Consider the following 18,607-nt stretch of genomic DNA (forward strand, 5'->3'; position numbering starts at 1 on the left):
TTTTGACAGCAAGGCGCACTGCGTCAATCGCAGCCTGGGCTGTGCATGGCGGGGCATGGCGCCCCGCCACAGCGGGAGTGATCAGGCGATCAGCTGCCTGTAGTCGCGCCGTGTCTGATCCGTCACCGAAGCAAGCACTTGCTCGAAGGGCGTCTTGTGCCGTGCGACCAGCCGCAGGGATGCCACGGCGCGCGATTTGCAAAACCAATGACAGGTGTACTGCATGAGCAACAGCTCGGCCGTCATCGTGAAGGCGCGCGCACGGCGTTCGTCCTCGTTGGCGCTGTCGGCCACGCGCACGGAGGCAATGCCGCGCGCATGCAGCTGCATGGCGTCGCGCAGATCGAAGGACGACGAGGGAAAGAGCCGGTCCAGATAGGGCAGCGCCACGGGCAGCGTGCTCACGCGCGTGAGCTGCGGATCAGCCGTGGCCATCTCCTTGGCAAAGCGCTGGAACTGCTCGGCCAGGTTGGCCTCGGTGTTGTCCAGCACGGTCCAGATCTGGGCACGGCGCTGCTCGTCGCTCTCACCCAGGACGCGCAGATAGCCTTCGATCAGGCCGCCCATCAGCTTCTCGATCTGGAATCGTCCCAGATACTGGGCCAGCAGCAGGGTATGCCGGCGCTGTTGCTGCGTCTTGAGCAGGTAGATTGCGATGAAGACAATGATCGCCAGCGTGAAGAAGTCCATGAAAGCAGCAAGGGGGCCAAGGGTGCGAGAAGGCTTGAGTGTAGTCAGGCGCGGCCTGCCCGCGATTTTGGTGGGCATAGGCCTGCTGCTGAGCGGCTGTGCCAGCCGGGGGGCCGGTGGCGACGGACTGGGCTATTACTGGCAAAGCCTGCGCGGGCAAATGCACCTGCTGCAGGCCAGCCGCCCGATTGACGACTGGCTGCAGGACGAGAACCTTGCGCCCGCACTGCGCGAGCGCCTGCTGTCGGCCCGGCGCATGCGCGCCTTTGCCGTGGAGCGCCTGGGCCTGCCCGACAACGCCAGCTACCGCCGCTATGCCGATCTGCAGCGGCCGTTTGCCGTATGGAACGTGGTGGCCGCGCCTCCCGACAGCCTGGAGCTGCACCGCTGGTGCTTTCCCGTGGCCGGCTGCGTGGGCTACCGGGGCTACTTTGCCGAGGCCGACGCCATGACCCAGGCACGGCAACTGGCCGACCAGGGCCTGGAGTCCGGCAGCTACGGCGTGCCCGCCTATTCCACGCTGGGCTACCTGAACTGGCTGGGCGGCGATCCGCTGCTCAACACCTTCATCGGCTGGGGCGAAGGCGAGTTCGCCGGCCTGCTGTTCCACGAACTGGCCCACCAGGTGGTCTATGTGGCCGGCGACACGGCCTTCAACGAATCCTTTGCCACCACCGTGGAGCGCCTGGGCACGCCGCTGTGGCTGGCCACCGAGGCCGGCCCCGCCGCCCGCGCACGCTGGGATGCAGGCCAGCTGCGGCGCGCGCAGTGGCGGGCGCTGACCGGCCACACGCGCCAGGCGCTGCAGCAGCTCTACCAGGACCCGCAGCAGCGCGGCCCCACCATGCCGCAGGCCAAGGCGCAGATCTACCAGCAGTTCCGCAGCGACTACGCCGCGCTGCGCGCGCAATGGCGCAGCGCCGATGCCGCTCTGCTGACCACCGATGCACAGCGCCAGCTCTACGACCGCAACCAGGCGCGGCTGGACCAGTGGGTGACCGATGCCAACAACGCCAGCTTTGGCGCGCTGGCCGCCTACGACGACTGGGTGCCTGCCCTCACCGCGCTGTGGAAAAAAGCGCAGACCCAGGCGCCGGACCAGGCCGGCGGCGAGGCCGCCCAGGGCTGGCAGCGTTTCTATGCCGAGGTAGAGAAACTGGCCGCCCTGCCTGCCTTGCAGCGCAACACAAGGCTGTGCGGGCTCATGCCCGCCGATGCGCCCCTGCCGCCTGCCTGCGCCCCGGATCAGGACCGTGCGTCGGTATCCACGGACGGGTCGCATCCCGGCAACTGAATGCGGGCCAGCAGGCCGTTGGAACTGCCGGGCAGCGGCGACTGCAGCTCCAGGCTGCCGCCGTGCTGGGCCACGATCATGGACACGATGGACAGGCCCAGGCCGTAGCCCGGCGACGCCAGCTCCCGCACGGTGCCCTGGGGCAGGCGCAGGTCGTCCACATGGCGCACATGGCGCTCGCGCGCGGTGCTCAGCGCCGCCGCATCCATGCCCGGCCCCTCGTCGCGCACCTGGACGGTGCGGCTGTCGCAGACTTCGAGCAGCACCTCCGAGCCATCGCTGTAGCGCAGCGCGTTCTCCACCAGGTTGCGCAAGGCGATGGCCAGCGTGTCCACATCGCCCGCCACCGGACCGCAGGGCTGCTCGGGCAGCACCACGTCCAGCCGCAGCTGGGTGGATTCGTCCTGCTGCCAGAACTCGGAGGCCACCATGCTGGCCAGCGCGTCCAGCCGCACCTCGTCCTGCGCCAGCGCCGAGCCCGAGGCCGCGCGCGACAGCTGCAGCAGCTTTTCCGTGCGCTGGCGCAGCCGCTCCAGCGCCTCATAGGCCGCGCGCACATCGGTGTTGTCCACGCCCCTGTCCAGGGCCGTCTGCAGGCGCAGCGTGGCCACGGCCAGCGGCGTGCGCAATTCGTGGGCCGCATTGGCAGCCATGGAGCGCTCCACCTGCAGCGCATGCGACAGGCGCTGCATCAGGTGGTTGATGCCCCGGCCCAGCCGCCACAGCTCGCGCGGCATGGCGTCCAGGTCCAGCGGCTCCAGGTTGGAGCCGCCGCGCTCGCTCAGCTGCAGCTGCATGTCGCGCAGCACGCGCAGGCGCCGCCGCGCGGTCACGCGCAGCGCCCAGCCCATGAGGGCGAGCATGACCAGCATCACCGCGCCCAGCGCCAGCAGCGCCCGCTGCAGCGCCTCGCTGCGCTCGACCATGGGATCGGCCAGCATCAGGAACAGCGGCTGCCGGGGATGGGCCACCACATAGATGCGCCAGCCCTCGCGCTCGTAGAAGCCCTCGCGCATGGGCACGGCAAAGGCTGCCACGGGGGCGGCCTGGGTGCGCAGCAGCACGTTGCCGCGGCCGTCCTGCAGCTGGTAGACCAGATCCTCGGCCTCGTCGCCCGGCTGCGAGGCCACATGCGGGCGCTGCACGCCCTCTCGCGAGTGGTCCTCCTGTTCCAGCTGGTGCACGGCCACCTCCAGCAGGCGGTGGCCGCTGTCGATCATTTCCTGGTCGAAGTTGTGGTGCACGATGTGGCTGACATACCAGGCCAGCGCCAGCACGCAGGCCAGCCAGACGGCGGCCAGGGCCAGTGTCAGCTCGCGGGCCAGCTGGTCGGCCAGACGGGGCGGCAGCGCCAGGCTGTAGCGCTGCGGCTCATCCATGCTCAAGGGCCAGGCGGTAGCCGGTACCGCGCACGGTCAGGATGCGGTCGCGCCCGAGCTTGCGGCGCAGCCGGCTGATGAACACTTCCAGCGTGTTGCTGTCGGCCTCGGCATCGAAGCCGTAGAGCGCATCGAGCAGATGCTCGCGCGCGTGCACACGCTGCGGCTGGGCCGTGAGCACGCGCAGCAGCGCCCATTCCTTGGGCGTGAGCAGCAGGGTGCGGCCGGCATCGCGCACCATTTCGCGGGCCAGGTCGATCTCCAGCGTGCCCATGCGCAGCACCGCGTCCTGCCCGGCCTGCATGCCGCCGCCGCGCCGGCTCACGGCGCGCAGGCGGGCCAGCAGCTCCTCGGGGTCGTAGGGCTTGACCAGATAGTCGTCGGCCCCCGCGTCCAGCCCGCGGATGCGGTCGCTGACCTGGTCGCGTGCCGTCAGCACGATGGTGACGGGAGGCTGCTCCAGCCGGCGCAGCGTGGGCATGAGCGCCAGGCCGTCGCCATCGGACAGGTGCAGGTCCAGCAGTACGGCCGCGTAGCTGGCACCGGCCAGGCAGGCGCGCGCCTGCGCCAGAGAAGGCACGCTGTCGATCAGAAAGGCCTTGGAGCGCAGATAGCTGCCGACCGCCTGGGCCAGTGCCTCATCGTCTTCGACCAGCAGGATTCGCATGGGAGGCTGGGCCTTCGCACATCAGGGTGTGCACCGGGTACGGGCGCAACAGAGGGGACGGGAGGGGTTCAAGCTGAACGGAGTCTGAACGCGGGGTTCAGATGTTCTTAAGCTGCGAATTCTACGCTCGCGGCCATGTCAGAACGCCTGCTCGCCCGCCCCCCCTTTGCCGGCTCCTCCGGCACCGGCCAAGCCCCGGCCCCATCCTCTGCCCAGCCTGCCCCCGCCAGCCTCCCGGCACGGCTGCGCACGGCCTGGAGCGCCCCGCGCTCGCCCCAGGCCGTGGCCGTGGTGCTGGCGCTGTGGCTGCTGGCCACCGCGAACTGGGCGCTGTGGCTGCGCCTGCCCCACCTCGAAGGCTATGACGGCAGCCTGGCCACCCTGGTGCTGCGCCTGCTGCCCCTGGGCCTGGGCGGCATCCTGCTGCTGCTGTCGCTGACGGCCTGGCCGCGCGGCATGAAGCCGCTGTGGATCGCCCTGCCCTGGATTGCCAGCTCGGCCCAGTACTTCATGACCGCCTACGGCACGGTGATGGACGGCGGCATGATCAACAACATCCTGCAGACCGACCTGCGCGAAAGCAGCGACCTGTTCAACCCCCAGCTGCTGCTGCAGCTGCTGCTGGTGGCCGGCCTGCCCACGGCCTGGCTGCTGCGGCTGCGCATCATCCGCCCGCGCCGCAGCACGCAGACGGTGCTGCGCACGCTGGGGCTGCTGGCCGCCTCGGTGGTGCTGCTGGCGGCATCGGTCTTTGTCTCGTACCGCGAGCTGGCCCCCGTGATCCGCAACAACCTGTGGATGCGCCACATGCTCAACCCCGTGAGCCCCGTGCTGGCCTCGCTGGACGCGGTGCTCAAGCCCATCCTGCGGCCCAAGCGCCCGTTTGCCAGCATTGCGGCCGGCGCCACGCTGGGCGCCACCTACGCGGCCGAGCGCAAGCCGCCGCTGTTCGTCATCGTGGTGGGCGAGACGGCGCGCGCCGCCAACTGGGGCCTGAACGGCTATGCCCGCGACACCACGCCCGAGCTGGCCAGGCGCAAGGTGCTCAACTGGAGCAACGTGACCTCCTGCGGCACCAGCACGCGCGAATCCGTGCCCTGCATGTTCTCGCACCTGGGCCACACGGGCTTCTACAAGAGCAAGGTGGACTACGACAACCTGGTGGACGTGCTGTACAACGCCGGCCTGGCCGTGCTGTGGGTGGACAACCAGGCCGGCTGCAAGGGCGTGTGCGAACGCATTCCCAACGCCAGCACGGCCGACCGCCTGAACACGCCCGACGGCAAGGCCCTGTGCTCCAGCGACGGCGAATGCCTGGACGGCATCCTGCTCAGCGGCATCGAAGAACGCATCGCCGCCCTGCCGCGCGAGCGCCGCGAGCGCGGCGTGGTGCTGGTCATGCACGAGATGGGCAGCCACGGCCCGGCCTACTACAAGCGCTCCACGCCAGAGACCAAGGTCTTCCAGCCCGAATGCCTGACCAACGCGCTGTCCAGCTGCACGCGCGAGCAGGTGGTCAACGTCTACGACAACTCCATCCGCTACAACGACCATTTCCTGTCGCAGACCATCGACTGGCTGGCAAGCCAGCAGTCGCGCTACCAGACCGGCATGGTCTACATGTCGGACCATGGCGAGTCGCTGGGCGAGATGGGCATCTACCTGCACGGCATGCCCTACGCCATGGCGCCCGACGAGCAAAAGCACATTCCCATGATTGCCTGGCTGGGCAACCTGGGCGAGCGCACCGGCGTGTCCGAGCGCTGCGTGCGCGGCCAGCTGGACGCGCCACTGTCGCACGACAACCTCTACCACACCACCCTGGGCCTGCTGGACGTGACCAGCCCCACCTACCAGAAGCCCCTGGACGCGCTGGCCGGCTGCCGCAGTTGAGCCGCCCGCGCAGGCGGCTCAGCCCTGTTGCCAGAAGCCCCGGTGCGGCGCCAGCATCTCCTCCTGCAGCGCAGGCACGGGCCCCACGACCTGCACGCTGCGCTGCCCGCGCGCGAAGACCTCGCGGCAGGGCAGGGACAGCGTGGGGTTTTCGGGATGGTCGCCCGTCAGCGCCAGCAGCGCCGTTTCCTCGGCGCCGTAGAGCACGCGGCCTATGCCGGCCCAGTAGATGGTTCCGGCGCACATGGCGCAGGGCTCGAAGGTGGTGACCAGGGTGCACTGCGCCAGGTAGGCGCCCGGATAGTTGGCGGCGGCCGTGCGCGCCAGCGTGGACTCGGCATGGTTCACCGTGTCGATGTTGCCCTGCTCGGCCAGCACGGTCTCGCCGTCGGGCGCCAGCAGCAGCGCGCCAAAGGGGTGGCGGCCCATGGCCATGGCCCGCCCGGCCACGGCGCCTGCACGGCGCAGCTGGCGGGCCACCTGTTCGTCGGTCAGGGGCGCCATGGGTGTCATGGGCGGCGGCGTCGTGGGTGCGGGCATCATGGCCGGATTCTCACTCACTCACCCTGCGAGCCGCGCCGGGCCCAGCCGGTGGTGCGCTTTTCGATGGCGCTGAACAGCTCGTACATCACCATGGCCATGGCGCCCACCACGATCAGGCCGGCAAAGGCCAGGCCCATCTGCATGGACGAGCCGGCCGACACAAGCAGGTAGCCGATGCCTTCGTTGGCCGCCGTCATCTCGCTGACCGTGGTGCCCACGAAGGCCAGCGTGATCGCCACCTTCAGCGAGCCGTAGAAGTAGGGCATGGAGCGCGGCAGGCCGACCTTGATCAGCACGTCCCAGCGCCGGGCGCCCAGCACGCGCAGCACATCCTCCAGCTCGGGCTCCAGCGTGGCCAGGCCGGTGGCGATGTTGACCATGATGGGAAAGAAGCTGATCAGGAAGGCCGTGAGGATGGCCGGTCCCGCGCCGATGCCGAACCAGACCACCAGGATGGGCACGAAGGCCGCCTTGGGCAAGGCGTTGAAGGCCGTCATCAGCGGATAGAACGCCGCATAGGCCAGGCGCGAGGAGCCAATCAGAAAGCCCAGCAGCACGCCCACCACGATGGCGATGCCAAAGCCCGCCATCGTCACCCAGTAGGTGCGCCAGGCGTGGGCGGCGATGATGCCGCTGAACTCGGCCAGCTGCCGGCCGATGGCCCAGGGGCTGGGGAAGATGAACTCCGAGACCTCGAAGGCCGAGCAGATGACCTGCCACAGCAGGATGACCGCCAGCAGCAGCACCCAGGGCGCCCAGCGTTCCGCATATTTCTTGTGCATGTGAATCTCCCCCGTTCTATTGTTGGATGGCCGCGCCGGTCTTGCGCATGGCGCCGATGTGGCCGCGCAGCTCGTGCACGATGTCGGTGAATTCGCGCGTGTAGGTCAGCTCCAGCTCGCGCGGGCGCGGCAGCTCGATGTCGCGGCGCACCACGAAGCGGCCCGGGCTCTTGCTCATCACGTACACGGTGTCGGCCAGGAAGACGCTCTCGCGCAGGTCGTGCGTGACCAGGATGACGTTGAAGCGCTGCTCGGCCTGCAGGTCGCGCAGCACGCACCACAGCTCCTCGCGCGTGAAGGCGTCGAGCGCGCCGAAGGGCTCGTCCAGCAGCAGCATCTGGGGCTCGTGGATCAGCGCGCGGCAGATGCTGGCGCGCTGCTGCATGCCGCCCGACAGCTGCCAGGGGTACTTGTCCTCGTAGCCGCCCAGGCCCACCTTCTGCAGCAGGGCGCGCGCACGCGCCTCGTACTCCTTGCGCTTTTGGCGGAACAGCGAGCGGTGCGGCTCCACGATCTCCAGCGGCAGCAGCACGTTGTCCACCGTGGTGCGCCAGGGCAGCAGCGACGGCGCCTGGAAGGCCATGCCCGAGATCTTCAGCGGCCCGGTCACGCGCTCGCCGTTGACCATGACGCGGCCCATTGACGGCATCTTCAGCCCCGTGGTCAGCTTCATGAAGGTGGACTTGCCGCAGCCCGAGGGGCCGACGATGGCGATGAACTCGCCGCGCCGCACCTGCAGGTCGATGGCCTCGACCGCGAAGTGGTTGGCGCGCAGCAGCTCCTCGTTGTAGGCAAGCCAGACGTCGCGGAACTCGACGAAGAAGGCGTCGTCATCGCCGTGGGATGTGGAGGAATTCATGGCAGGCAGCAGGCAAGGGCCGTGCGCGCCACCCGCTGGCGCACGCGCACGGTGTCAATCACTTTGTCGTCACTTCTTGGGCAGGATGTTCAGCTCGGCCGCAGACGGCAGGAAGCTGCCGTTCCAGACCTCGGCCGGGTTCACGCGCGTCTTGGTGGCGTAGACATCGGAGACCTGCGACGCCATCAGCGACAGGCGTGTGGGCACGACCTGGCCAAAGCCCTCGGCACGCGCGTCGGCGCTGTTGACCACGGTGTCGATGGCCAGTTGCAGGCGGCGCGTCTCCAGCTGGGTGTTGACGATGCCGTCGCGCTCCTTCACGTAGGCAATGGCCGCGCCCGGGTTGGCGATGACTTCCTTGGCCCCCTTGGCGAAGGCCTGCAGGAAGGCCTTGATGGCGGCCGGGTTCTCCTTGATCAGCTTCGGGCTGGCGATGATGGCGTTGCCGTACAGCTTCACGCCGAAGTCCGCATAAGGCATGACCACCACATCGGCAGCCTTGATGCCGCGCGCCTCCAGGTTCAGCAGCGAGGTGAAGGTGAAGCCCGTGATGGCATCCACATCGCCGCGCACCAGCATGGTCTCGCGCAGCGGCGGGTCCATGGCCGTCCACTGCACGGTGCCGACCTGGTTGGCCTTGGCGAACAGCGGGAAGGCGCGGCGGCCCGCATCGAACACGGGCGCGCCCAGCTTCTTGCCGGTGAGGTCGGCCGTCTTGGCGATGCCGCTTTTCTTGAGCGCCATCACCGAGGCCGGCGTGTTGTTGTAGACCATCATCACGGCCACGGGCTTGTTGGGCATGTCCGGGTTGTTGGCCTGGAACTCCATCAGCGCCGCGATGTCGGCAAAGCCCAGGTCATAGGCGCCCGAGGCCACGCGCTGCACCACGCCGCCCGAGCCGCTGCCGGCATCGACCGTGACATCCAGGCCCGCGTCCTTGAAGTAGCCCTTGGCCACCGGCTGCAGGAAGAAGGCGGCCGGCCCCTCGAAGCGCCAGTCCAGCTGGAACTTCAGCGGCGTGGCCGCGTGGGCCTGTGTCTGGGCCGTTGCCAGGCCCGCGCTGGCGGACAGGGCCAGGACGGTGTGCAGGAACAGTCGTTTTTGCATGGTGGGCTTCCTCTCTGATGGTCAAAAGAAACGGTGGGGACGGAACGGGGCCGGGTCAGCTTTTCCAGGCGCCCTGGTGCGAAGCGGCGGCCTCGCCGATCAGCGCCGGGCCTATGCATTCGATGGCGTGTGACGAGGCGGCGAACACATCGCGGCAGGACAGCTCGGCATCCTTCTGGTCCAGGCGCTCGCCGCGGAATTCGCGCAGGCGCACCGCGTCTATGCCGTAGACCACGCGGCCTATGGCCGCCCAGAAGATGGCGCCCGCGCACATCACGCAGGGCTCGGCCGATGAATACAAGGTGGCTGCGGACAGCGCCTCGCGGTCATGCAGGGGGCTGGCCAGGCGGATGGCCGACAGCTCGGCATGGGCCGTGCAGTCGCCGCTCTCGCCATTGGCGTTGGAGGCCTCGGCGAGCACGCGGCCATCGGCGGCCACGATGAGCGCGCCGAAAGGGCGGTTGCCGCGCTTGCGCGCGCGGTCGGCCATGGCGATGGCGCGGCGCAGGTACAGGCCGTCGCGCTCGTCGAGCGAGGCCTCAAGGGGCAGTGAAACGGTGGCGTGGTCCATGTGCGATCCCTCAGGCCTTGGCCATGCGCGCGGCAAGCGGCGGCAGCAGGCTGCGGTTGAACAGCGCATCGGCCGACACGGGTGCCTTCAGGCCGAAGGCCTGGCTGACCTGCTCGGCCTGGCGGGCCAGCAGCTGCGGGTCGATGTCGCCCAGGCCGTGGCGCTGCGTATCGGGCGCGGCCAGGTACTGCGAGGTGATGGCCCAGCGCGCCAGTTCCAGCTTCTCATCCAGGATGGGCTCGCGCTGGCGCACGGCGGCCACGGCCAGCGCGGGCTGGGCCAGGCATTCGATGAGGGCGCGGTTGCTGGCGCGCAGGAAGGCGGCCACCACGCCGGGCTGCTCGGCCACCAGCGCGCTGGAAGCCAGGATGGCATTGCCATACAGCTGCACGCCCGCATCGGTATAGCGCAGCACCGACAGCTCCTCGGGCTTGATGCGCGCGAACAGCGACACGGCCGAGTCATGGAAATAGGTGGCCGCATCCACATCGCCGCGCACCACCACGTTGTCGCGCGCCGAGAACTCCGTCGTGGTCCAGGCGAACAGGTCGGCCGGCAGGTTCTGGCGCTGCGCGACCAGGGGCCAGACGCGGCGCGTGGACTCCACGGCGGCGGCGGCCACCTTCTTGCCCTTGAGGCTGGCGAACTCGCCCGTGATGCCCCGGTCCTTGCGGCCGATGATGGCGAACGGCGCGCGGTTGTAGTACTGGTAGACGGCCTGCACGCGCGCCGCGCCCGCGTTCTGCGCCTGGAACTCGATCAGCGAGCTGATGTCGCCCAGGCCCAGCTGGTAGGCGCCGCTGGCCACCCGCGTGATGGATGCCACCGAGCCCGAGCCCACGTCGATGCTCACGTCCAGCCCCTCGTCGCGGTAGTAGCCCTTTTGCAGCGCCACGAAAAAGGGCGCGGTCTGCGAGGTCACGCGAAAGTCCAGCGTGAACTTCAGCGGTGTCAGCGCCTTGCCCTGGGCGAAGGCACCGGGCATCACGGCACTGGCAGCGGGAAGGGCGGCGGCGGCGGCAAGGAAATGGCGGCGTTGCATGGTGGAACTCTCAGTCGCTATCAACATGGGGACCGGCCGCTGGCATGGGGCCGGGCGGCTGGCGTGACATGAGCAATTTCCGGGCAACGCGCACTGGGCGCGTGCTGAACGCTTCTACTCGTTCGTCCTTGTATGCAAATGGCGTACCACCCCCTGAGCGGCTGCGCCGCTTCCCCCTCTCTACTTGCTTCGCAAGGGAGGGGGACGACGCCCTCGCCGCGAGGCGGCTCTTGCTCGGCGTCCCTGGCTTTTGGCCGCGCCGGTTTTGAAGGAAGCGGGCTGTATGCATCACCTTGGTGCACCACCGACGAGATACGGGCATGCACCACGATTTCTGTGGGCTGCTGCACCACGATGGAACGCGCGCAGCGACGAACCGGCCTGCGCGGGCTGGCGCGCTGTTTGCTTGGGTGGTTGGCAAGAGTAGAAGCGTTCAGCTTGCCGGCCTGTGCCGGCGCGGGTCATTGCTCTTGAAGCGGGTGCGGGAGCGGCGTGGCTGCGACCTGTGCCCTGTCAGCCACTTCAAGAGCGACGGGCGGGATCGGTGTCTTTTTGCGCCGGCCGCCGCGTGCCTTGCCACTGCCTTTGCGGCAAAGGAAACAGACCATGAACATGCTTGCCAACCCCACCATGCCTTCGGCACCGGCCTCAGATTACGCGCTGGGTGAACTCGCCAAGGAGGCCCGCATGGGCGGCCAGGGGCAGGAGACGCGCGCACGGGAGGTGCGGGTGATCGACATCTCCGACTTTGACCGCCGCAAGGCCGAGATCGCCGATGCGATCTGGCAGGCCTCGGTGGAGATCGGCTTCTTCCAGGTGTCGGGCCACGGCATTCCCCAGCCCGATATCGATGCGGCCTTCGGGCGTGCCGAGCAGTTGTTCGCCCTGCCGCGCGAGGTGAAGGCGCAGTGGCCGCTGTCGCGCAATGCGGGCTGGGAGCACAAGGCGCAGATCCGGCCTTCCACGCGCACGCCCGACCAGAAGGAGTCCTACCAGATGACGCGCCCGCGCATGGCCGGCCTGTGGCCCACGGAGCAGGAGCTGCCGGGCTTTCAGCAGGCCACGCTGGGCTTCGAGCGCCAGTGCTGGCAGGTGGGCATGCAGCTGCTGTCGTGCTTTGCGCACAAGCTGGGCTTTGATGCGGATTTCTTCACGCGCGCCCACGACCCTTCGGTGCCCGCCTACCAGAGCACGCTGCGCATGCTGCATTACTTCGCGGTCGATCCTGCGCTCAAGGACGAGCTGGGCCTGTGGCGCGCAGGCGCCCACACCGACTTCGACTGCCTGACCCTGCTGTTCCAGCGCGCAGGCCAGGGCGGCCTGCAGGTGCTGCCGGGCAAGGAGATGGAAGGCCAGCAATGGACGCCCGTGGACCCTGTGGAAGGCGTGATCACCTGCAACATCGGCGACATGCTCACGCGCTGGAGCGACGACCAGCTGCCCAGCAACTTCCACCGCGTGCGCAACCCCCTGCCCCATGAATACCAGGGCGCGCGCTACAGCCTGGCCTTCTTCTGCCAGGCCAACGAGGACGCGGTGATCGAGGGCCCGCAAAAGAAGTACCCGCCGATCACGGGCGCGGAGTACCTGCGCCAGCGCATCAGCGCGAACTTTTCCAACAAGTACTGAGCCCGGCCGGGGCCGTGGCCGGAAACGACAAGGCCCCGGATTCCGGGGCCTTGCCTGTGTCTGCGATCGGTGGTGGTGTTGATCAGCGCAGCGATTCGATCAGGTCGATGTACTGCTGCTTGGCGTCGTCGGCCGAGGTGTCCTTGAGCTTTTCCCAGGCGTCCCACTTGGCGCGGCCGACCATGTCGGTGAAGCTGGGCTTCTTGGCCTCGTTGTCGCCTTCGGTGGCCTGCTTGTACAGCGCGTAGAGCTTGAGCAGCGTGGCGTTGTCGGGGCGCTCGCTGATCGAGGTGGAGTTCTTGACGGCGGCCTCGAAGGCGGCGTTCAGATCGGACATGGCGGGTCTCCTGGTGGGCGGTTCGTGTAGCGGCACAGTGTAGCCAAAAAAGCAGGAATTTAGAACGACCGTGCTTTTTTCACCGTCATCCGAACCGAGACCGGCCATGCCGCTCCTACGCTGCGCTGCACAGGTGCCCGGCCACGGGCCATCGGTCGGCCTCGCAGGGCACGGGGGTCGGCACCTGGCCCCGGGCGCTGCCCGGTTGCAGGATGCGGCCGTGCTCCATCACGACCACGAGGTCGGCGACGGCGAAGGCCTGCTGGCGGTCCTGGGTCGCATAGACGGCCGTACAACCCAGGCTGCGCAGCAGCCGGGGAATTTCCTCGCACAGGCGCTCGCGCAGGTTGCAGTCGAGGCCGGACAGGGGTTCGTCCAGCAGCACCAGGCGCGGGCGCTCCACCACGGCGCAGGCCAGCGCCGCGCGCTGCTGCTGGCCGCCCGACAGGCTGCCGGGAAGACGCTCGCCCATGCCCTGCAGCCCGACCAGGCCCAGGGTCTGCTGCACCCGCTCGTGGATCTGCGCGCGAGGCAGGCCGCGCATCTCCAATGGGAAGGCCACGTTGGCCTGCAGGCTCATATGGGGCCAGAGCGCATGGTCCTGGAGCACCAGGCCCAGGTCGCGCCGCTCGGGCGGCAGGGACTGCGAGGCGCTGGCCACGCACTGCCCGTCCATCCAGACTTCGCCGCGGCTGGGCTGCTCCAGCCCGGCCAGGATCTTGAGCAGGGTGGTCTTGCCGCAGCCCGAAGGCCCCAGCAGGGCCAGCACCTCGCCGGGGGCAATCTGCAGGCTGATGTCCTGAAGCACGGCACGCTCGCCGTGGATGCGCTTGAGCTGCCGGGCTTGGACGGCCACGCCCTGCGCGGCGGCCGTGGAGGATTCGATGGAGGTCACAGGGACCGCATGCTAGGTGCGGTGTGTGACATGCCGGTGTCGGCCGGACCCTGCAAGGGCCTCAGCGCGTGGGCTCGCTCAGCCAGCGCTGGGCCAGCTTCACCCAGAACGTGGCGCCCTGCGGGATCAGCTGGTCGTTGAAGTCATAGCTGGGGTTGTGCAGCGTGCAGGGGCCGCCGCCGTGGCCGATGGCGCGGTGGTCGCCGTCGCCATTGGCGATGAAGCAGTAGGCGCCGGGCTTTTCCAGCAGCATGAAGGCGAAGTCCTCGGCGCCCATGGACGGCTCCTGGGGCAGCACGTTGGCCTCGCCCACGACCTCGGCCATGACGCGGCGTGCGAACTCGGCCTCGGGGGCGGAGTTGATGGTGGGAGGGTAGTTGCGCACGAACTCGAACTCGCAGCGCGTGTCATGCGCGGCGCAGATGCTCTCGGCCAGGGTCTTCATGCGCCGCTCGATCAGGTCCAGCACCTCCAGCGTGAAGGTACGCACCGTGCCCTGCAGCTCCACGCTGTCGGGCACCACGTTCGTGGCCTCGCCCGCATGGACCATGGTGACCGAGACCACGCCCGCCTCGATGGGCTTGACGTTGCGGCTGACGATGGTCTGCAGGCCCAGGATCAGCTGGGCCGCCACGGGCAGCGGGTCGATCACCATGTGCGGCATGGCCGCGTGGCCGCCCTTGCCGCGCACGACGATGCGGAACTCGTTGCTCGACGCCATGGCCGGGCCCGGGCCCACGGCCATGGTGCCGGCCTTCATGCCCGGCCAGTTGTGCATGCCGAACACGGCCTGCATGGGGAACTGGGTGAACAGGCCGCCCTCGACCATCTCGCGCGCGCCGCCGCCGCCCTCTTCGGCCGGCTGGAAGATCAGGTGCACCGTGCCCTCGAAGCTGTCGCGGTGCGCGGCCAGGTACTGCGCGGCAGCCAGCAGCATGGCGACATGGCCGTCATGTCCGCAGGCATGCATTTTTCCGGCATGGCGGCTGGCGTGCTCGAAGGTGTTGAACTCCTGCATGGGCAGGGCGTCCATGTCGGCGCGCAGGCCGACGGCGCGGCCGCTGGCGCCGCCGTCACGGCCGTGGATGGTGCCCACCACGCCCGTGCGGCCCAGGCCGCGGTGCACGGCAATGCCCCATCCCTCCAATTGCCGGGCCACGAGGTCGGCGGTGCGGATCTCCTCGAAGCACAGTTCGGGATGGGCATGTATGTCGCGGCGCAGCGCGGTGATCTCGGGTGCGCGGTCCAGCAGTTCCTGCAGCAAGGCCATGGGATTCTCCTTCTAGAGCGTGTTATGCACTTTTAAGTACCCGCGTTGGCTCTGCGCGCTGGTGATCGCAAGGCGCAGTGCGCCGCCAAGGCCCATGCCTTGGCACGCGCTGCAACGCCGCGAGCGCCTGCGCGCAGAGCCAACCCGAAGGGAAAGCTGCAAGCCTACACCCGGACCTTGCCGTCGCCGGTCAGCATGGACAACTCCACGAAGCGCGGCTTGCCGGACTGCGGCTTGAAGACCAGCGGGAAGCCCGCCACCTGCTGGCCGTGCATGGCGTCGAGCGCGGCCACCAGGCCGTCGCGCGTGGGCTTGCCCGAGGCCGATGCCTGGCGCAGCGCATCGGCGAACACGCGCGCCGCCAGATAGCCTTCCATGCTGGAATAGTTGGGCGTCAGCTTGCCGCCGCCCTTCTGGATGGCCGCCAGGAAATCGCGCGTGATCTGGCGCGAGGTCTGGAAGGGCGAGGGCACGACCTGGGTGACCACCACGCCTTCGGCATCCTTGCCCAGCGTCTCCGACAGCGCCTGGGCACCCACGAAGGACACGTTGTAGAACTGCCCGCCAAAGCCTGCCTGGCGCGCCGCGCGCACAAAGGCCGCGCTGGCCGAGTAGGTGACGATCTGCACGATCACATCGGCGCCCAGCGGCACCAGCGTCTTGACGGCCGCCGCCACATTGTTCGAGTTGCGCTCCACCGTGGCCGCGCCCACGGGCTCCAGCCCCTTGGCGGCCAGTGCCGCCTTGACACCGGCCAGGCCCGACTCGCCATAGGCATCGTTCTGGTGCAGCACGGCCACCTTCTTCAGGCCCAGGCCCGTGAGGTGGCGCACCATCAGCGCCGTCTCGTCGGCATAGGAGGCGCGCACATTGAAGACCAGGTGGGCCAGCTGGGGCTGGCGCAGCGCGTCGGCGCCCGTCAGCGGTGCGAACAGGGGCACGCGCGCCTTTTGCAGCAGCGGCAGCGCGGCCATGCTGGTGGAGGTGCCCACGTAGCCGAACAGGGCGAACACGTCGTCGGACAGGAAGCGCTGGGTATTGGCCGCGCAGCGCTCGGGCTCGTAGCCGTCGTCCATCACGCGCAGTTCGATGTTGCGCCGGGCAATGCCCCCCTGCGCGTTGAGCTGTTCGAAGTACAGCTTGGCGCCTTCATGGAAGGGCTGGCCGATCTGCGCTGCAGACCCGGTCAACGGGCAGGACTGGCCCAGCACGATGGTGCCACCCGCGTCCTGGGCGCGCACTGCGCCGGTCCAGGTGGCGGCAGCAGCCGTGCTGGCTGCGATGAACTGTCTGCGGCTGAACGCCGTCTTGGGTCGGAGCATGAACTTGCCTGTTTTTGTCGCTGGAATCGGCGCCGTTGCTGCGTGCAGCCGGCTGCAAGGGTCCGCATAATAAAGACAAGCGGCGATTGCGGCATGCAAGACCGGCACCGCCCCTTGCCCGTGACGGCCTTTTCCCGTTTTCCCGGCTTTCACGGTTTTTTCGCAAAGTACCCACCCTGTCCGAGACCGCTGCCACCATGTCCTCCGCCACGCCCCCACTCCAGTCCACCTCACAGGTGCTGGGCGCCTGCCCCCATGACTGCCCCGATACCTGCTCGCTGGTGACCACGGTCGAAGACGGCATCGCCAAGAGAGTCCAGGGCAACCCCGCCCATCCGCACACGGGCGGCGTGCTCTGCGCCAAGGTCAGCAAATACACCGAGCGCAGCTACCACCCCGAGCGCGTGCTCACCCCGCTGCGCCGCGTGGGCCCCAAGGGTTCCGGGCAGTTCGAGCCCGTGGGCTGGGACGAGGCGCTGGCCGACATCGCCGCGCGCCTGCAGTCCCTGGCGGCGCGCGATCCCGAAACCATCCTGCCCTACAGCTACGCAGGCACCATGGGCCTGGTGCAGGGTGAGAGCATGGACCGGCGCTTCTTCCACCAGCTCGGCGCCTCGCTGCTGGACCGCACCATCTGCTCCAGCGCCGGGGGCGAGGCCCTGAACCTGACCTATGGCGGCAAGCTGGGCATGCGCGTGGAGCATTTCACCGAAAGCCGGCTCATCCTCATCTGGGGCAGCAACAGCATCGGCAGCAGCCTGCATTTCTGGCGCTATGCGCTGGAGGCCAAGCGCAACGGCGCACGCCTGGTGTGCATCGACCCGCGCAAGACCGAGACCGCCGACAAATGCCACGAGCACCTGCAGCTGCTGCCCGGCACCGATGCCGCCCTGGCACTGGCCCTGATGCACGAGCTGATCACGCACGGCTGGCTGGACCATGACTACATTGCGCGCCACACGCTGGGCTGGGAGGAACTCAAGGCCCGCGCCCTGCAGTGGCCGCCCGAGCGCGCGGCCCAGGTCTGCGGCCTGCCCGTGGAGCAGATCCGCCAGCTGGCGCGCGACTACGGCACCACCACGCCCGCCGCCATCCGCCTGAACTACGGCGTGCAGCGCGCGCGCGGCGGCGGCAATGCCGTGCGCGCCATCGCCTGCCTGCCGGCCCTGGTGGGCGCCTGGCGCCACCGTGCGGGCGGCCTGCTGCTGTCCGCCTCGGGCGCCCTGCCCGCGCAGCGCGCCCGACTGCAGATGCCGCACCTGCTGGGCGAGCGCCGCCCGCGCACCATCAACATGAGCACCATCGGCGACGCCTTGCTGCACGAAGGCGGCAATGGCTTCGGGCCGCGCGTGGATGCCATCGTGGTCTACAACAGCAATCCCGTGGCCGTGGCGCCCGAGTCGGCCAAGGTCGTGGCCGGCTTTGCGCGCGAGAACCTGTTCACCGTGGTGCTGGAGCAGTTCATGACCGACACGGCCGACCTGGCCGACTACGTGCTGCCGGCCACCACGCAGATCGAGCACTGGGACATCCACGGCAGCTACGGCCATACCGACGTGCTGCTCAACCGCCCCGCCATCCCGCCGCTGGGCCAGGCGCGCAGCAACGGCCAGATCTTCCGCGACCTGGCCGCGCACATGGCGCGGCACGATGCCGCCTTTGCCGCCGACCATTTCCAGACGGGAGACGAGCAACTGTGCCGCGAAGCCTTCGAGGGGCGCGGCGTGGACTTCAACGAGCTGATGGACAAGGGCTTTGCCACCCTGGCCCTGCCCGAGGCCCCCTTTGCCGAGGGCGGCTTCGCCACGCCCTCGGGCCGCTGCGAGTTCACCAGCGCCGAGCTGGCGCGGCGCGGCATGGACCCGCTGCCCGACTACCTGCCCAACTACGAAACCGCCGAAACGGATGCGCGCTACCCGCTGGCCATGATCTCGCCGCCGGCACGCAACTTTCTCAACAGCAGCTTCGTCAACGTCAAGAGCCTGCGCACCATGGAAGGCCGACCGCTGGTGGAGCTGCACCCCGACGACGCCGCCCCGCGCGGCGTAGCCGAGGGCGACCGGGTGCGCGTCTTCAACGACCGGGGCAGCTACGAATGCCACGCCACCCTCAACGGCCGCGCGCGCCGTGGCGTGGTCAACGGCCTGGGCATCTGGTGGCGCAAGCATGGCGACAACGGCACCAACGTCAACGAGCTCACCCACCAGCGCCTGACCGACCTGGGCCGCGCGCCCAGCTTCTACGACTGCGCGGTGCAAGTGCAGCGGCTGGCCTGAGCCCCGCCCCGAAGGCGGGCGATTCCTGCGCAATGGCGTCTGGCGCATCGG

General features: G+C 69.0%; 17 protein-coding genes. 4 read left to right on the plus strand and 13 right to left on the minus strand.

Features of this window, described 5'->3' with window-relative positions:
* Positions 1-81 precede the first annotated feature (81 nt).
* Positions 82-690 (minus strand): hypothetical protein, encoded by a 609-nt coding sequence (locus DELCS14_RS26530; RefSeq protein ID WP_013804359.1) that lies wholly within the window; start codon positions 688-690, stop codon positions 82-84.
* A 22-nt stretch (positions 691-712) separates the two neighbouring features.
* On the opposite strand from DELCS14_RS26530, the gene DELCS14_RS26535 reads away from it, so the two are divergent.
* Positions 713-1,984 carry an aminopeptidase gene (locus DELCS14_RS26535; protein ID WP_013804360.1) on the plus strand — a complete coding sequence of 424 codons (1,272 nt, stop codon included), beginning with the start codon at positions 713-715 and terminating at the stop codon, positions 1,982-1,984.
* Here the strand turns inward: DELCS14_RS26535 and DELCS14_RS26540 are convergent.
* Together DELCS14_RS26540 and DELCS14_RS26545 are read right to left on the minus strand one after the other, a co-directional pair.
* Positions 1,936-3,363, minus strand: coding sequence for an ATP-binding protein (locus DELCS14_RS26540; protein WP_013804361.1), 1,428 nt, complete (start codon positions 3,361-3,363; stop codon positions 1,936-1,938). The genes DELCS14_RS26535 and DELCS14_RS26540 overlap by 49 nt on opposite strands.
* Positions 3,356-4,030, minus strand: a complete 675-nt coding sequence (locus DELCS14_RS26545) for a response regulator transcription factor (RefSeq protein WP_013804362.1) — start codon at positions 4,028-4,030, stop codon at positions 3,356-3,358. The genes DELCS14_RS26540 and DELCS14_RS26545 overlap by 8 nt, the downstream gene beginning before the upstream one ends.
* A 135-nt stretch (positions 4,031-4,165) precedes the next feature.
* Between DELCS14_RS26545 and DELCS14_RS26550 the strand changes: the two genes are divergently transcribed.
* Positions 4,166-5,923, plus strand: coding sequence for a phosphoethanolamine--lipid A transferase (locus DELCS14_RS26550; RefSeq protein WP_013804363.1), 1,758 nt, complete (start codon positions 4,166-4,168; stop codon positions 5,921-5,923).
* Between the two features lie 18 nt (positions 5,924-5,941).
* Here DELCS14_RS26550 and DELCS14_RS26555 read toward each other — a convergent pair whose 3' ends face one another.
* The 6 genes from DELCS14_RS26555 to DELCS14_RS26580 all read right to left on the minus strand — a co-directional run bounded on the left by DELCS14_RS26555 (position 5,942) and on the right by DELCS14_RS26580 (position 10,827).
* The gene (locus DELCS14_RS26555) at positions 5,942-6,466 is read right to left on the minus strand and encodes a nucleoside deaminase (RefSeq protein ID WP_013804364.1); all 525 of its coding nucleotides are present in this window, start codon (positions 6,464-6,466) and stop codon (positions 5,942-5,944) included.
* Between the two features lie 14 nt (positions 6,467-6,480).
* Positions 6,481-7,248 carry an ABC transporter permease gene (locus DELCS14_RS26560; protein WP_012203071.1) on the minus strand — a complete coding sequence of 256 codons (768 nt, stop codon included), beginning with the start codon at positions 7,246-7,248 and terminating at the stop codon, positions 6,481-6,483.
* 16 nt (positions 7,249-7,264) lie between these two features.
* Positions 7,265-8,107 carry an ABC transporter ATP-binding protein gene (locus tag DELCS14_RS26565; protein ID WP_012203070.1) on the minus strand — a complete coding sequence of 281 codons (843 nt, stop codon included), beginning with the start codon at positions 8,105-8,107 and terminating at the stop codon, positions 7,265-7,267.
* A 69-nt stretch (positions 8,108-8,176) separates the two neighbouring features.
* Positions 8,177-9,214, minus strand: coding sequence for an ABC transporter substrate-binding protein (locus DELCS14_RS26570; protein WP_012203069.1), 1,038 nt, complete (start codon positions 9,212-9,214; stop codon positions 8,177-8,179).
* Between the two features lie 55 nt (positions 9,215-9,269).
* Positions 9,270-9,785 carry a nucleoside deaminase gene (locus DELCS14_RS26575; RefSeq protein WP_013804365.1) on the minus strand — a complete coding sequence of 172 codons (516 nt, stop codon included), beginning with the start codon at positions 9,783-9,785 and terminating at the stop codon, positions 9,270-9,272.
* Between the two features lie 10 nt (positions 9,786-9,795).
* Complete coding sequence (locus DELCS14_RS26580; RefSeq protein WP_013804366.1) at positions 9,796-10,827, minus strand: ABC transporter substrate-binding protein; 1,032 nt, start codon at positions 10,825-10,827, stop codon at positions 9,796-9,798.
* A gap of 606 nt (positions 10,828-11,433) precedes the next feature.
* Between DELCS14_RS26580 and DELCS14_RS26585 the strand changes: the two genes are divergently transcribed.
* Positions 11,434-12,456, plus strand: a complete 1,023-nt coding sequence (locus DELCS14_RS26585) for a 2OG-Fe(II) oxygenase family protein (RefSeq protein WP_013804367.1) — start codon at positions 11,434-11,436, stop codon at positions 12,454-12,456.
* An 82-nt stretch (positions 12,457-12,538) separates the two neighbouring features.
* Here DELCS14_RS26585 and DELCS14_RS26590 read toward each other — a convergent pair whose 3' ends face one another.
* From DELCS14_RS26590 to DELCS14_RS26605, 4 genes are all read right to left on the minus strand, one after another.
* On the minus strand, positions 12,539-12,793 hold the full coding sequence (locus DELCS14_RS26590; RefSeq protein WP_012203065.1) for an acyl-CoA-binding protein: 255 nt from the start codon (positions 12,791-12,793) through the stop codon (positions 12,539-12,541).
* Between the two features lie 115 nt (positions 12,794-12,908).
* Positions 12,909-13,688, minus strand: coding sequence for an ABC transporter ATP-binding protein (locus DELCS14_RS26595; protein WP_013804368.1), 780 nt, complete (start codon positions 13,686-13,688; stop codon positions 12,909-12,911).
* Positions 13,689-13,749: 61 nt separating this feature from the next.
* Positions 13,750-14,958 (minus strand): M20 aminoacylase family protein, encoded by a 1,209-nt coding sequence (locus DELCS14_RS26600; protein WP_013804369.1) that lies wholly within the window; start codon positions 14,956-14,958, stop codon positions 13,750-13,752.
* Between the two features lie 164 nt (positions 14,959-15,122).
* A complete protein-coding gene (locus DELCS14_RS26605) occupies positions 15,123-16,280 on the minus strand; it encodes an ABC transporter substrate-binding protein (protein ID WP_013804370.1) in 1,158 nt (385 codons plus the stop codon).
* A gap of 197 nt (positions 16,281-16,477) precedes the next feature.
* Here DELCS14_RS26605 and DELCS14_RS26610 point away from each other — a divergent pair, with 197 nt between their 5' ends.
* Complete coding sequence (locus DELCS14_RS26610) at positions 16,478-18,556, plus strand: molybdopterin oxidoreductase family protein (protein ID WP_013804371.1); 2,079 nt, start codon at positions 16,478-16,480, stop codon at positions 18,554-18,556.
* Positions 18,557-18,607: the final 51 nt, after the last annotated feature.

The organism is Delftia sp. Cs1-4 (genome assembly GCF_000214395.1).
In the GTDB taxonomy this organism is placed as follows: domain Bacteria; phylum Pseudomonadota; class Gammaproteobacteria; order Burkholderiales; family Burkholderiaceae_C; genus Comamonas; species Comamonas acidovorans.